Origin of the sequence: Bacillus cereus group sp. N24 (genome assembly GCF_016483345.1) — a bacterium.
GTDB lineage: Bacteria > Bacillota > Bacilli > Bacillales > Bacillaceae_G > Bacillus_A > Bacillus_A toyonensis.
The window spans coordinates 1-13,362 of record NZ_JAEHCA010000022.1 but is presented as its reverse complement, the minus strand read 5'-3'; the positions used below and the strand labels follow the sequence as shown (position 1 = coordinate 13,362).

Below are 13,362 nucleotides of genomic sequence, written 5' to 3'. Positions count from 1 at the left end.
GGAGCTGTTTTTTATTCGTCTTCTTTTTTATCGTCGATTTGGAGTTCTGTTTCTGGCTTATGGTATGTGTAGAAGCTATCCACAAGTAAATCTAAATGCTCTACTTCTTCACTATAATTAATAATTGAAGAAATAAGAGGGAATAGATGTAACCATGTTTTATATGCTTCCTCATCATCTTTGTTTTGATACTCCATAAAGATATCAATTAATTCTTGTTTACCTGTTTCAACTTCATCAAGCATCTCAACGGATTGTTGTTTCTTTGCTTTACCAATAAATTTTAATAAAACTTGTTCATGATAATGCGTTAATGAGTCAAGTTCGTTTTGAATAGATTCCTGAAATTCTTCTGGCATATAGCGCAGTTCATTTTCAGTACGATGTAATGATTTTAACGTACTTAAAGCACGGCTTGTCGTCGCTAACATTTGTCTGAATAAAACGAGCTTACGAATTTTTGCGAACTGTACTTTTTTCGTGTAGCTTCTTTCTTCTTTATACAGCAAATAGTAATGGTTTAGTTTGATCATTTTTTCTTTCATACGATCAATATCAGTTTTTAACGTTGTAAAGTCAGAAGCTTGTCTGCTATTCATTCGAATCCATTTCACAATTTCCTCTGTATTATCAACGATACGATGATAAAGCTTTGTTTCGTATTTTGGCGGCATAAACACTAAATTTACAACTGAAGCCGCAATAATTCCGATCATAATCGTCGCAAAGCGAAGTAAGGCAAAACTAAAGAAATCTTCGCCTTGATACTCCATAATGGCGATAACTGTTACTAAAGCAATTGATATTGTGTTTTCTAATCGTAATTGTAATGTAAGAGCAATTACTAATATACATGTTAATCCAATAATAAAAGGATTATGTCCAAAAGCAGTAGCAAATACGATAGCGAATACCGCACCAATTACGTTTGCTTGAATTTGTTCAAGTGCAGTTAAATACGAACGATATACAGACGGTTGAACAGCGAATATAGCTGAGATTCCCGCAAATACCGGACTCGGTAAGTGAAGTAAAGTACAAGCAAATAAAGCTAATGTGATGGCAATACCCGTTTTTAAAATGCGAGCACCAAGTTTCATACCCTTAATAAGATCCTTTCTCTTGTCATAATGAATGTACAACATGATACTATACATTCATTACAATATGTTAGCAAGTGATATTTTAGTGATATAAAAAAAGAAATTAAGATTCATTTATCCCGCTATTTGCGGGCAGTAGAACTCCTACCTCAAAGTTCGGCTAGAGCAAAGGAGTTAGGTGGGAGTCGGGCTGCCCGTAAATGCCCGATTGGTGTGGGCTAATAATCAGTGGGGGATGAACAAAACCCCCACTGATTAAAGTTTCACTTTATAATTTTTTCCTAATTCTTTTTAAACATTAATTTTTAGTAAAAAAACCTGCTGAATTTCAGCAGGTTTCAAATTGTTACTATAGATTACTATGAGAAGTATACTTCGTCAATTTTTTATTGAAAATAAAAAGGGTATATATCACTCAGTTGAGATAGATGGATCAGCCTGCTCCTTTTTCGGGATAATTTCAAAAAATTGCTGCTGCATATCATCTAGTAACGGGGTTAACAAAGCAACTTCCTCATATTGCTCATGCTCATTTAATACACGAATATAATCTAGCAATAGTTCAGTTACATCTTGCACACCATTTTTACTAATTGATTGTAATGTAACATTTGCACCTTTTGCGATTCTTCTTTTTAAGGCTTTTTCTGTTAAACCTAAGTTTGAATCATGACGTAAATAAACAACACCACCAGTCATACCAGCACAGATCCATGGACCAGGATCTCCTAAAACAAGAGCCCGCCCATTTGTCATATATTCAAAAGCGAAACCTTTAATATTCGAGTATGATCCTATATTTCCTTGCTCTTTTTCACGGAGTGGTTTTGTCATTCTCCCTCCAATTATCATGTCTGCTCCAGAAAGGCGAATACCAGCACGAGCGTCGGCGTTACCTTGCACGTATAATGCACCTTTTTGTGCACCATATCCAAATCCTTTTCCGACAGATCCATTATAATATGTTCCATTTTTACCTTTTGCTTTCGTTATATAAATGCCACCGCCAAATGAAGTTTTGCCAATGCCATCTTGTGCGCCGCCATTTACGTGTATAAATAAGTTTTCACTATTGTAAGCACCTAATCCATTTCCAGGAACAGAGCCATTTGTATACTTTAATGTAAGTGGTTCAAGCTTTGTATCTTCATATAATTTACTACGAACGCGATAACAAGATTCTAAACCGCCCATAACTCGTTGTTCTACGCCAACTCCTACTAATTCTTTTGAGTGAGGAGAATGCACTGTTTCAAATTGTTTTTCTTCCACAGATACTCTTGTTGTAACAGTTGAATTTTCTATCGTTTGTAGTAAATTATATAACTCTAACAAATCTTGACCTCGAACTTGTTCTAATAAATCGGAACGCCCGACAATTTCTTGTAAATTTGTATAACCGAGTTGCCCTGTTAACCGTTTTAATTCTAAACCGAAAGTGGTGAATAAATTTAATAGGCCAGCAACTGCGCTTTCTAATTCGCGCGGGACGAAGCGGCGTAATCCATGTTCTTTCGCTTGTGCTTCAGATTCAATTTGTGTTGCAATTCCAACGTGGCAAGTATCTAGATGACAACCACGGCAAGTTGTACAGCCGATGGCAATCATTGATAATGTACCAAACCCAATACGGTTTGCTCCAAGAAGCATGATTTTTAAGGCGTCATTTACACTTCGAATACCACCATCTGCCCAAATTTCTACTTTATGTCTCATACCTGCTTCTAGTAGAGCGTTGTGAGCAGCTTTAACACCGATTTCTACTGGAAGACCTACATGTTGTAATGCATGAATACGTGCAGCCCCTGTTCCGCCGTCAAATCCGCTAATGTTAATAAAATCAGCGCCAGCTTTAGCGATACCGACAGCAATTGTTCCAATGTTAGGAACGACAGGGACTTTTACGGCTACTTTTGCAAGTTGATTAGCCGTTTTAATTTCTGTAATCATTTGAGCTAAATCTTCAATCGAATAAATATCATGGTTGTTAGAAGGCGAAATTAAATCTGATCCAATTGTAGCGTTACGTGCCTCAGCAATTTTTGCGGTTACTTTAGAACCTGGTAAATGTCCGCCTTCGCCAGGTTTTGCGCCTTGACCGATTTTTATTTCAATTAAATTTGATGAATTTAGTAGTTCAGCGTTTACTCCAAATCGGCCAGATGCAACTTGTTGTCCACGTGTATTTGGGTATTTGCCAATCATATCTTTAATTTCGCCGCCTTCACCGTTCAAACTAATCATATTTAGCTGATCGGCAGCTTCTGCATATGCACGAAAGGCAATTTCATTTTGAGAACCGAATGACATGGAACTAATAATAAACGGTAAATCATGATTTTGAATGCTAATAGACACTTCTTCAGCCGGAACGACATGCTTTGTTTGTTTCGTTTGAACAAGGTGTCTGATTGCAATCGGATTATTGTCTTCTAATTCACTTAACTTTTCGCGGTAATCATCATAAGAATTTCCTTTTGCAACATCACCAATTGCTTTCCAAATCCGCGGGAATATATGAAATGATTTTCGCATTCTAATTTTAGGGTTGTTATAATCATCTGCCCGCGATTTCGCATCTTTAGCAAGCGATTCAAGTGAAAAAGCTAAATCATTTGAACCGAAGAAATTCGTAATTTGTAATATATTTGCGATTTCCTCATGTAATCCGATAGAGGAATAGAGGCGGCCGTAACCACGTAACTCATGAATTCCAATTGTTGAAATGACTTTCTCTAGTCCTTTATTAAGTGCATTATACAGATTCATAATTGGTGTTTTTGATCCATCATTTACGGTCGCGAACAATAAATATGGATTAATACTGTCTGCTCCTAATCCATATAGTGTGACGATATCGTGTAAGGAGCGAAGAGCGCCAGAACGTATAACGAGAGAACAGTTTCGGCGTAATTTATTTTCACTTAATACTTGATGTACTTTAGCGGTAACTAAATGTGGATCCATCCATAACTGTTCATTTTGATGAGCTTTTGCGTCATCTAATAATAGTAGGGAAGCACCATTGTTAACGGCAGCTATCGCTTCGGAACTAATTCGATTTAATGCGCATTGTAAAGTTTCTAACGGACTGAAGGTGGCAGAAATTGTAGCGATAGAGCTATGTGTAACGAACAACTGTATAAGTTGTTCGTACGTAATTGTGTGCAATTCCTCTGCGATAGATTGTGCAACACTTCCTTCTAAAATAATTGGTGAAAGCATCTCAACTACAAATGGCTGTTTCATCTTACTTAATAAACTTGGACGCTCTCCAAGTACAGTACGTGTAGAGAAGTGTTCAATTTCACGATCACGGTCAATTGCTGGGTTTGTAACAACAGCTACACTTTCTTTAATAAAGTCAGCAATATTTCGTCTATCCGTATCGAGTGCAGCAAGTGGCGAGTCATGACCAAGTGAGCGAATTGGCTCAACTCCTTTTGTTGCCATCTGTTCAAGGAGCTGAATATGCTCTCGATCCCACCCGAAAGAAACGTACTGTTTCGTTTCAACTTGAACAGAATCACATAATCCTTGGATTTCTTTCGTTTCAGGGATAGATAAGTTTAAATGATAATTGTTAACATCGATTCGTTTTTGGAAACGATTATATACTTCAATTTGGTATTTGTCGTATTCATAAAGAACAAGTTCATCTTGTTCATTCCATTTTAATCCGACCTTTTCTCCAGGAGCGAGTGGTTTCGGTTCTTCTACATATTCGGTTGGTGATACAACTCCAGGTTCAGAAGAGAAAATATAAGAGCTTTCTGTTTCTACTTTCCATACTGGTCGTAGGCCAAGGGAATCGACGCTGAATACAGCTTCATCTTTATAGCGTGAAATAATGCCAGCTGGTCCTTGTGCGAAATGTCCCCAAGCTTCTCTTATATAAGTGTATAAGTTTTGTAAGTTTGTTTCGTATAGTTTTATTTCATTAATAATTGGTGGGAATAGTATATCCATCGCTTCAAATAAGCTGTAGTTATATTGAACAAGAAGAGTCTCTAAGGTGCGGTTTAAATCTTGGGAGTCACTTCCCCCTGCAGTTAGTGGTACATGAATCATTTCGGCTTGATCACGTAATTTGGCAATTGTATTAATTTCACCATTATGTCCGAGAATGCTAAATGGTTGTACACGAAAAAAATTAGATAATGTATTAGTAGAATAGCGATTATGTCCTAGTGTCATAGTTGAAGCGATAAGTGGGTGTTGTAAATCGTTGTAATAGGCAACAAGTGTATCTCCAGCACCTAGAACTTTATATACAACATGATCACGACTTAATGAAGCAACGTGAATCGCTTCGTTTTCCTCTATTTTTATCGTTACAGCAAATAATGTTTGCTCAATACTTTTAACTTCATTTTCAGAGATAAGGGCAACTTGCCAAAATAAAGGTTCTTCCTGTTTACCAAGTGGACCGAGTGCATCGGAATTTATTACATCATCACTTTCGAAAATAATAGTAAAGTTTTCATTGTTTAATTGCGTACGAATGTAATTTTTTAAGTCAACAATATTTTCTTTTTTGTTTAGAAAAAAATGTCCAACGATAAAGTGGGGATGATCCACAATCGTTGGATTATATCCGCTACTTTTCAATTTTTCGTTCCAAAGTGCTTTTGGTACATCAATATGGATTCCAATACCATCGCCTTCGCCATTGATGAAACCAGCTCTATGGTTCATTTTGATTAGTGATTGTATACAAAGGTCGATATTTTCTTTTGTAGGAATTTTTCTTTTTTCCATAACGGAAACGATTCCACACGCATCATGTTCTGCATTTTTATAATCTCGAAATAAAGACGGTGTCCATGTATTTTTTTTATTGAGCATCCGTCAATCCCCCCTTTTGTAAAAGATTGAATAATCTTACTATTTAAGGTGTAAATCACCTTGTACACAGAGATAATAACGATCTAAAAGAATTTAAAACAGATAATTATGAATAATTATACTATTAATGCGGGATTTATGAAATAGAAAAAAGGAAAAAAGAAAGGTAACCTTTCTTTTTTCCTTGTAATGACAGTATTATTTATTGTCTGCTAAAGCAGCAAATGCTCTTCCAACAGCTTCAATTGTATATTCGATATCTTCTTGTGTATGTTCTGTCGTTAAGAACCATGCTTCATATTTAGATGGTGCTAAATTAATACCTTCTTGAAGCATAAGTTTGAAGAATCTACCGAACATTTCACCATCTGTATTTTTGGCTGCATCGTAATCTTCAATTGTATTTGTCGTGAAGTATACAGTTAATGCACCCTTTAGGCGGTTTACTGTAATATCGATATTATGTTTTGTAGCTTGCTCTAAAATTCCTTTTTCAAGCATTGCGCCAAGTTCATCTAATTTCTCGTATACGCCTTCTTGTTGAAGAACTTCTAGACAAGCGATACCAGATGCCATAGAAGCAGGATTTCCTGCCATTGTACCAGCTTGATATGCAGGTCCAAGCGGGGCAACTTGTTCCATAATTTCTTTCTTACCACCGTAAGCGCCAATTGGAAGTCCGCCGCCGATAACTTTACCAAGTGCAGTTAAGTCTGGTGTTACGCCAAGTAAGTCTTGAGCACCACCGTACATAAAGCGGAAAGCAGTAATAACTTCATCATAAATTACTAATGCACCAGCTTCATGGACAAGCTCATTTACTTTCTCAAGGAATCCAGGTTTAGGCTCTACAATACCGAAGTTTCCAACGATTGGCTCTACAAGGATAGCTGCTACTTCATGTCCCCATTTATCTAACGCTTCTTTTAAAGTTTCTACATTATTAAAGGGAACGGTAATAACCTCTTGTGCAATACTTTGTGGCACACCAGCTGAATCAGGAGTTCCAAGAGTAGAAGGGCCAGAACCAGCTGCTACAAGTACTAAATCGGAATGACCGTGGTAACAACCAGCAAATTTCATAATTTTTGTGCGACCAGTGTAAGCGCGGGCAACACGAATGGTTGTCATAACGGATTCTGTACCAGAGTTTACGAAGCGGACTTTATCTAATGCAGGCATTGCTTCTTTTAACATTTTTGCAAATTTTACTTCTAGTGCTGTTGGCGTTCCGTATAGTACACCATTTTCAGCAGCTGTTGTAATTGCTTTTGTTATATGGGGGTGAGCATGTCCAGTAATAATAGGACCGTATGCTGCTAAATAATCGATATATTTATTTCCATCTACATCCCAGAAATAAGCACCTTTTCCACGTTCCATTGCAACGGGAGAACCGCCTCCAACTGCTTTGAAAGAACGAGAAGGACTATTAACACCACCAACGATATGTTCTAAAGCTTCTTTATGTAATGCTTCTGATTTCGTGAAATTCACTACAATTCATCTCCTTACAAAAATCTATGTATTATTCTAACATGTTTTTAGAAAAGACGTATTGTTTGTGATAGAAGGAGCAGTTGGGTAAACTATTCGTTGTGACATTTAGGAAGGGGGTCCGATTATGAAATCGGTAATTGAGGTACAAGGGTTACGTAAAGAGTTTACAGCCTATTCAAGTCGTCCGGGATTAAAGGGTGCATTTCGCGATTTATTAAATCGTAATTATAAAATAGTACCAGCAGTAAATGATGTGTCTTTTACTGTGAAGCAAGGTGAAATGGTTGGTTATATTGGTGAGAATGGTGCTGGTAAATCAACGACGATTAAAATGCTTACAGGGATTTTGACCCCGACTTCAGGGCAAATCACGGTGAACGGAATGAATCCACATAAACAAAGAGAAGAATTTGTGAGAACAATTGGTGTTGTTTTTGGTCAGCGCTCTCAGCTTTGGTGGGATATTGCGGTACAAGAATCGTTTCGTTTATTGAAGAAAGTGTACGGTGTTTCAGACACTCAGTATAAGGAACATATGGAGCACGTAATTGAAACGTTAGATATTGGTCCTTTATTAGATAAGCCTGTCCGAAAGTTATCTCTTGGCCAAAGGATGCGCTGTGAATTAGCGGCAGCATTAATTCATAATCCACCGTTACTATTTTTAGATGAGCCAACAATAGGGCTAGATGTTCTTGTGAAATTGAAAATACGTGAATTCTTAAAAGAGATGAATGAACGTTATAAAACAACAATTTTATTAACAACACATGATATTACTGACATTGAAGCTTTATGTGAGCGCGTTATCATGCTGGATGAAGGAAATATTATGTATGACGGTTCTTTAAATAACCTTCGCACACAGTGGGGAGCAGAGAAGGAAATCCATTTTCAATTTGTCGCTCCAGTTTCTTATCAGATGTTATCGATGGTTATGCCAGATAGTCAAGTCGTTTGGTCAAAAGCGAAAGAGGAAAATGCGTGGGTTGCAAAAATACCGAATGAAGAAATTATTATTTCAATGCTTATTTCTAAAGTAGTACAAGCTTTTCAAATTAAAGATTTAAAAATTAACGAAGTGTCTACAGAGGAAATAATTCGTAACATTTATGAAGAAGGTATTAAGCATGGGTAAGTATATTGAAATGATTCGCATTCGCTTTTTAATGATGCTTGCTTATCGTACAAATTATTACAGCGGGATTTTAATTTATACGATTAATATCGGTGCGTATTATTTTTTATGGCAAGCGATTTATAGCGGGAAAGAGAATATTGAAAGTTTATCTATTTCGCAAATGACTACGTATATTGCGATCGCATGGATGGCACGTGCTTTTTATTTCAATAATATAGATAGAGAAATTGCGATGGAGATTCAAGAAGGGCGTGTGGCGGTAGAACTAATTCGTCCATATAACTATTTAGGAATGAAAGTTATGCAAGGTCTTGGCGAAGGGATATTTCGTTTTGCATTCTTTTCAATCCCAGGTATGGTCATCGTTACTTTGTTATTTTCATTACAAATTACAACGAATTTTCAAACGTGGTTATATTTCTTCTTATCGTTAATATTTAGCTTTATCATTAATACACAAATAAACTTAATGACGGGAATGCTTACATTCTTCTTATTTAATAATAGTGGAATTATGTATGCAAAACGTGTCGTGATTGATTTATTTTCTGGTTTATTATTACCGATTAGTTTTTATCCATTATGGGCCCAAAAAGCAATGGTGTTTTTACCGTTTCAAGCAATTAGTTATATTCCGAGTATGATTTTCTCTGAAGGTATACAGGGAAGTAAGTTATATGAAGCTTTGTTATTTCAAGTAATTTGGGCAATTATACTTATTATTCCAATTGTACTCATGTGGAAAACGGCGAGAAAACGTCTAATTGTACAAGGGGGATGATAGGATGCTATATATAAAATTATTTTTGCAATACGCAAGCCAATATATAAAAACAAAATTAGAGTATCGAGGCGATTTTATCGTCGGATTACTTTCGGATTTATCACTACAAGCGGTTAATTTAATCTTTATTCTCGTAGTATTTGGGCATACACAAGCATTAAAAGGATGGAGCCGAGAAGAAGTCATCTTTATTTATGGTTTCTTTTTAGTACCGTTTGCCATTTTTTCAGCATTCTTTAACATATGGGACTTTAATGATCGTTACATTATTAAAGGTGAAATGGATCGTGTATTGACGAGACCAATTCATAGCTTATTTCAAATTATATTAGAAAGAATGGAACTTGAATCTTTAATTGGAGCGGTTACAGGAATTATTGTAATGGGATACGCAGCAGTAGAACTAAATTTATCCTTTTACTGGTATGATTTCTTCCTATTCTTACTGATGGTAGGAGGAGGAGCGCTTGTGTACGGCGGGATATTTGTTACGCTTGCGAGCCTTGGTTTTTGGTCGGATGCGAAAAGTTCCATTATGCCGCTTATGTATAACATAGGTAATTACGGCCGCTATCCTGTTAATATTTATAACCGTGTAATTCGTTTCATTTTAACGTTTGTTTTACCATTTGCATTTGTTGGAGTATACCCAGCGGCGTACTTCTTAAGAAAAACAGAGTGGAATAGCTATGCATTTGCAACGCCAATTGTTGGTGTCATTTGCTTTACTATTGCAATTACTCTCTGGAATCAAGGGGTAAAACGATATCGTGGTGCGGGGAATTAATTATAGAAGCTTGTTCGTTTCAAAGGGATAAATCAGCCGCCCATCTCATACATATAAAATGAGGTGGAGGACATGTTATGGGGATTTATTCTATTAACTGCAGCAGTAGCTATTTTAAGAAGTGTCCAATTATTATGGAGTTCGTATTCAGATTCAAAACGTTTCTTTTCGTTATATAATTTAGCCTCGTTATTTTTAATTTATACAACAGTACTGATTGCATTTGGATTAAGTTATGTTGTATTAGAGGAAATGGGTTTTACAGTTTTGAAAGAAGATAGTGAAAGGTTGACCGCTCATTCTTTTCAGCTTGTTGAAATTTGTTTATATTTTAGTGCAGTCACTTTATTGTCCGTTGGATATGGTGATATAGCTCCGATTGGAATAGGGAGATGGATTGCAATCGGAGAAGCACTAATTGGATATACATTACCGTTTGCTTTTGTGATGAGGTCTGTAATAGACAATGAAAAATAAGATCGCATTTGATATAGTAAAAGAAACAATAAGGAGTGATAATAATGATTACAGTAGGAGAAATGGCACCGGAATTCACGTTAGAAGGAAGTAACGGAGAACAAGTTCGCTTAGCTGACTTTCGCGGGAAAAATGTAGTTCTATATTTTTATCCGAAAGATATGACTCCAGGGTGTACAACAGAAGCATGCGATTTTCGTGATGCATATGGATTATTTCAAGAGAAGGATACGGTTATCCTTGGTGTAAGCCCTGACTCAGCGAATAGACATTTGAAATTCATTGAGAAGCATGAACTTCCATTTACACTTTTAGTAGATGAAGATCATAAAGTGGCAGAATTGTACGATGTTTGGAAATTGAAAAAGAACTTCGGGAAAGAGTATATGGGAATCGAACGCTCGACATTTCTTATTAATAAAGACGGTGAACTTGTAAAAGAGTGGCGTAAGGTAAAAGTAAAAGGGCATACCGAGGACGTTCTTTCTTATATAAAGTAAACCTATAGTGGAGGTAAAATATATAGAAGTAAGGCAAGTGTCTATACATATTTTATCGTCTTACATAAAGTGGAAGTGTAGGGCATACCTCCTCAGATGATAGTATTCCAAGTGCGATTATGTCGCACTTTTTTCTATGTAAATGTATAGAAACTGGGGAAAGATACATAAGAATAAGGCTATATACAAAAATAAACCACATACTTATAGTAGAAATATTGACGATTTATAAGAAAAGGAGTACACTCTTTATAAGAATTATAAAATAATAATCCGTATAGAATCGGGGTGCATGACGGTGGTCAAAGAAGAATTAAAAGAAGCGCTAGAAATGCTGAAAAATACGGGTGTACGCATTACTCCACAGCGTCATGCTATTTTAGAGTACCTTGTGGAATCTATGACGCACCCAACAGCGGATGACATTTATAAAGCATTAGAAGGTAAGTTTCCAAATATGAGTGTTGCAACTGTTTATAATAACTTACGTGTATTTAAAGAAGTTGGACTTGTAAAGGAATTAACTTATGGAGACGCTTCAAGTAGATTTGATTATGTTACAAGTCAACATTATCATGTGATTTGTGAAAAATGTGGTAAGATTGTTGATTTTCCTTATGGAGGATTGGAACAGCTTGAAGAGGAAGCTGCGAAAACGACAGGCTTCGTTATTAATAGTCATCGCTTAGAAATTTATGGCGTTTGTCCAGAGTGTCATAAGGCGTAATATATAATAAAAAAAGAGGCTGACGGTTACGTCAGCCTCTTTTTTTATTATATAAAGGTATCTTATGTTTATTTGGAATTACAGCGTTAAGTGGAAAGGCCATGGGAGCAAGTTAAGTTAGTAAGAGGGTTAGATAAAACTGCGTCGAATAGATTTTATGTAGTGAAAATAACATCTTGGGGGATGCGCTTTGAAAACATATGAGATTAAAAATAACATTCCAACATTGGAAGAATACAAGTATTTATGTGACTCTGTCGGGTGGACTAATTATATGAATTTTGAAGTGGTGGAAACATCACTTCAAAATTCTATTTACTGCGTCACAGTCAATAATAATAATCGAATTGTGGGTATGGGGAGAATTGTTGGTGATGGGGCTATCTATTTCTATATTCAAGATATAGTGGTTCATCCAGATTATCAAAAGAATGGTATTGGAAAGAAAATAATGAGTGCTTTAGTTGAATACTTAAATCAGACTGCACCGGATAAAGCGTTTGTTGGTTTGTTTGCATCAGAAGGTAAAACGTCATTCTATGAAAAATATAATTTTAAAGATTACTCACCCAACATGACGGGGATGTTTACTGTAATATCGAAAAAATAGACATAATAAATTTTAGAAGAAGACAGTAAGCGATATGAAAGGCATCGTTTTTCTAATAGCCTTTTTCCTTATTAAACTAACGGGAACTTTAGTTTAATAAGGAAAAATTAAAAAGTCGATTTCTTGGTTAAGAAATCGACTTTTTAATGAGTTGAAACTTCTTTAGCTTTGTAAATAGAACTGTACCCTATATCCCTATAATTTATAGCTCTTCTTATTATATTTCTCATCAAATTCTTTTCCTTCTAGATTTCGATCAAGTGTTAAAGGTTGATTGCAATGCATACATGCGTCGACACGACCGAGCATTTTTGTTGGTTTATCGCAGCTTGGACAAATGATTTGTATAGTCTTTGTAGATAACATACCAATCCAAAAGTAAACGACAGTACTAGCGATAACAGCTAAAAAACCAACCATCATAAATGTTGTCATAATAATAATGTTGTCGCGGAAAAAGACACCTAAGTATGCAATGAAGAGGCCGATAAATACTAAACTTAGTGCAAAGGTCCGAATCTTATTGATTTTGTTTGAATATTTAATGCTCATTCTCACCACACTCCTATAATAATAATATAACACAAAATTTAGAATTTTCATTCGCTAGAGATTATGTTAAAGCGATAAGATATGAAATAAGGAGGAATGAAGAACGAACGGAAATAATAAGGGTTATCAAAGGTTTTTTAACTCCTTAACGGGATGTGAAATTTTTTTATAAAAAGTATTGACCTTATATATACTGCGTGATATATTAATAAACGTCGCTGATGCGGAAACGCAGAAAATGACAAAAAAGAAATTGAAAAACTTAGTTGACATCGAAAAACGAAGATGTTAACATAAGGAAGTCGCAAATGAGCGACCAAGTAGTTCTTTGAA

At 35.8% G+C, this 13,362-nt stretch carries 11 protein-coding genes; 7 read left to right on the top strand and 4 right to left on the bottom strand.

All coding sequences use genetic code 11. The features are described from left to right. Nucleotides 1-11 precede the first annotated feature (11 nt). From JDS95_RS23765 to hemL, 3 genes are all read right to left on the bottom strand, one after another. On the bottom strand, nucleotides 12-1,100 hold the full coding sequence (locus tag JDS95_RS23765; protein WP_000765795.1) for an aromatic acid exporter family protein: 1,089 nt from the start codon (nucleotides 1,098-1,100) through the stop codon (nucleotides 12-14). 414 nt (nucleotides 1,101-1,514) lie between these two features. After that, the gene (locus JDS95_RS23760; RefSeq protein ID WP_000932745.1) at nucleotides 1,515-5,951 is read right to left on the bottom strand and encodes a glutamate synthase-related protein; all 4,437 of its coding nucleotides are present in this window, start codon (nucleotides 5,949-5,951) and stop codon (nucleotides 1,515-1,517) included. A 198-nt stretch (nucleotides 5,952-6,149) separates the two neighbouring features. Further along, nucleotides 6,150-7,448, bottom strand: a complete 1,299-nt coding sequence (hemL, locus tag JDS95_RS23755; RefSeq protein WP_001011872.1) for a glutamate-1-semialdehyde-2,1-aminomutase — start codon at nucleotides 7,446-7,448, stop codon at nucleotides 6,150-6,152. 127 nt (nucleotides 7,449-7,575) lie between these two features. On the opposite strand from hemL, the gene JDS95_RS23750 reads away from it, so the two are divergent. From JDS95_RS23750 to JDS95_RS23720, 7 genes are all read left to right on the top strand, one after another. Beyond that, nucleotides 7,576-8,589, top strand: coding sequence for an ABC transporter ATP-binding protein (locus JDS95_RS23750; RefSeq protein WP_000843664.1), 1,014 nt, complete (start codon nucleotides 7,576-7,578; stop codon nucleotides 8,587-8,589). Beyond that, nucleotides 8,582-9,373 (top strand): ABC transporter permease, encoded by a 792-nt coding sequence (locus tag JDS95_RS23745; RefSeq protein WP_000521522.1) that lies wholly within the window; start codon nucleotides 8,582-8,584, stop codon nucleotides 9,371-9,373. The genes JDS95_RS23750 and JDS95_RS23745 overlap by 8 nt, the downstream gene beginning before the upstream one ends. 4 nt (nucleotides 9,374-9,377) lie before the next feature. Beyond that, entirely contained in the window at nucleotides 9,378-10,163 is a 786-nt protein-coding gene (locus JDS95_RS23740; protein WP_000965746.1) for an ABC transporter permease, read from the top strand. Between the two features lie 72 nt (nucleotides 10,164-10,235). Then, on the top strand, nucleotides 10,236-10,640 hold the full coding sequence (locus JDS95_RS23735) for a potassium channel family protein (protein ID WP_199690815.1): 405 nt from the start codon (nucleotides 10,236-10,238) through the stop codon (nucleotides 10,638-10,640). A gap of 44 nt (nucleotides 10,641-10,684) precedes the next feature. Continuing rightward, a complete protein-coding gene (bcp, locus tag JDS95_RS23730) occupies nucleotides 10,685-11,140 on the top strand; it encodes a thioredoxin-dependent thiol peroxidase (RefSeq protein ID WP_000633719.1) in 456 nt (151 codons plus the stop codon). Between the two features lie 298 nt (nucleotides 11,141-11,438). Beyond that, nucleotides 11,439-11,867 carry a peroxide-responsive transcriptional repressor PerR gene (gene perR / locus JDS95_RS23725; protein WP_000237831.1) on the top strand — a complete coding sequence of 143 codons (429 nt, stop codon included), beginning with the start codon at nucleotides 11,439-11,441 and terminating at the stop codon, nucleotides 11,865-11,867. 190 nt (nucleotides 11,868-12,057) lie between these two features. Further along, nucleotides 12,058-12,477, top strand: coding sequence for a GNAT family N-acetyltransferase (locus tag JDS95_RS23720; RefSeq protein ID WP_085451198.1), 420 nt, complete (start codon nucleotides 12,058-12,060; stop codon nucleotides 12,475-12,477). A 195-nt stretch (nucleotides 12,478-12,672) separates the two neighbouring features. Here the strand turns inward: JDS95_RS23720 and JDS95_RS23715 are convergent, their stop codons facing one another. Continuing rightward, nucleotides 12,673-13,029 (bottom strand): YgzB family protein, encoded by a 357-nt coding sequence (locus tag JDS95_RS23715; RefSeq protein WP_000025051.1) that lies wholly within the window; start codon nucleotides 13,027-13,029, stop codon nucleotides 12,673-12,675. Between the last annotated feature and the right edge of the window lie 333 nt (nucleotides 13,030-13,362).